Annotated in this window: 1 protein-coding gene and 1 pseudogene; both read right to left on the bottom strand. The window is 49.3% G+C overall.

Features of this window, described 5'->3' with window-relative positions; genetic code table 11:
• Positions 1–122: 122 nt before the first annotated feature.
• Entirely contained in the window at positions 123–932 is an 810-nt protein-coding gene (locus B5F17_RS14400) for an ATP-binding protein (protein ID WP_087374932.1), read from the bottom strand.
• Positions 929–1,616 (bottom strand): annotated as a pseudogene (locus tag B5F17_RS14395) (IS21 family transposase); the annotation flags it as partial. The gene B5F17_RS14400 and the pseudogene B5F17_RS14395, both read right to left, overlap by 4 nt.

Raw genomic sequence — 1,616 nt, 5'->3', positions numbered from 1 at the left:
TGTTGGAGCCGGGAGATCGCGACCATATTTTGTCGGGAGTATTTAACCAATTTTTGTCGGCGAACCCCAGAGCTAGTAGAATAAACAAAAAGAGAGACAACAACCCAGCACTCATAGATTAGTTATTCTTTCGTTACTGCCGGCTCAACTGTAGGTACCCTGCCAGTTTGCAGTGAGACGGTTTCCAGTTTCTTTCCGCGGAAACTTTCACCACGCAGCTTAAACACAGTGGCATCGTCAAAGATGCGGTCCAGCGTACACAGCAGTGTAGCGTCTTCCTCGAAATCCTCACGCCAGAGAGCCGGATTCTTGTTGCTGGTGAAGATCATATTGAAACTGCCTTCCTTGTTGTAGCGCCGGTCAATCAGGTCAAAGAACAGCCTGGTATTCTCCTTGTCAAAGGCACAGTGGCCAATCTCGTCAATAATCAGGCAAGAAGGGCGCACAAGACCATTTAGGCAGGAATCAGTCTTTCCGGAACGTCGGGCTGCTGTGAATCTGTCACGGAGTTCAGATGCCTTAATGAAATAGGTTTTCAACCCGTGCTGGCAGCAGGCGTATCCGAAAGCCTGAGCCAAATGCGTTTTACCTGTGCCTGCCGGGCCAATAAAGGCCAGGTTGCGGTGAGTGTAGATAGCGTTCAAGGAGGACAAAACCTTCAGGCGTTCCACATCTTTCCCTTTGAGCAACGAAAAGTCAAAATTCTCAAAGGTCTTGGGTGCTTTTGTAGGTAGACGACTCATCTTCAATAAGGTCTGAATGGTGGTCTGCTGTTTCTTTTCGCTGAGATAGCCGAGCAGCATCTGTACAGCCTCCATTCCAGCTTCCGAGAATTCCCGGTCTTCTGCGAACAGCGCGAATTCCTCAGCGGAAAGATCCAGCTTCAAAACAGAAGCAGAGGACGCCACCTGCTCAAAGATTGTTTCCTTCATACCTGGTCCTCCTTGTCAAAATCGAATTTGGCAAAGGAGAGATCCTGAGAGGGTTTTGGCAACTGAAAGATCTGCGTTTGTACAGGCGCTGTGGGAAATTCTTCTGGCTGTGGCAAGGATTCGTACTGTCCTTCACAGAAACTGTCGGTTCGGCTCCAGGTAACGGTATGTGTAACCAGCAGTACCTTCAGATCAGCAGAATAGATGCGCAATAAATCACCGCTGCGCTCTACTCTCGCTGTTGCGCCGGGATAGCTGTAGGGTACACCGAAACGCCTGCCTTCGTAATTTACAAAGCCATCAAAGGAAATCTTTCTTTCTGGACAGAGATAGAATCGGACAGAATCCTCCGGCACCATACGCAACTGTTCTCCGCATACAGTTTCGTGAATCTTTTGAGGCGCACCATCCACAGTACGGCGGTATGTTCCGTTCTGTTTGTTGCACCATTCCAGCGCCTGCCAATTCAGGTCTGTAAGATCGCAGAATACTCGGTCAGCCAGGAAATTGTCTTTCACAAAGCGAACCAACCGCTCCACCTTGCCCTTGGTAAATGGGTGCCGTGGCTTGCAAAATTTTGTCTCGAAGGCCAAGGCTTGCATAAAGGTTTCATAGTCTTTCTGCCAGACTGGATGTCCCTCCAGATCCCGGTGCAGCACGACACTCTTCATATTGTCCGTTAAC

Source organism: Butyricicoccus pullicaecorum (genome assembly GCF_002160355.1).
GTDB lineage: Bacteria > Bacillota > Clostridia > Oscillospirales > Butyricicoccaceae > Butyricicoccus > Butyricicoccus pullicaecorum.
The sequence above is the reverse complement of the archived record's forward strand: the minus strand, read 5'-3'. Positions and strand labels throughout refer to the sequence as shown.

Bases quoted from the DNA above. Each gene is read 5' to 3' on its own strand.
- B5F17_RS14400 (WP_087374932.1), bottom strand. From the start codon at position 932: ATGAAGGAAACAATCTTTGAGCAGGTGGCGTCCTCTGCTTCTGTTTTG.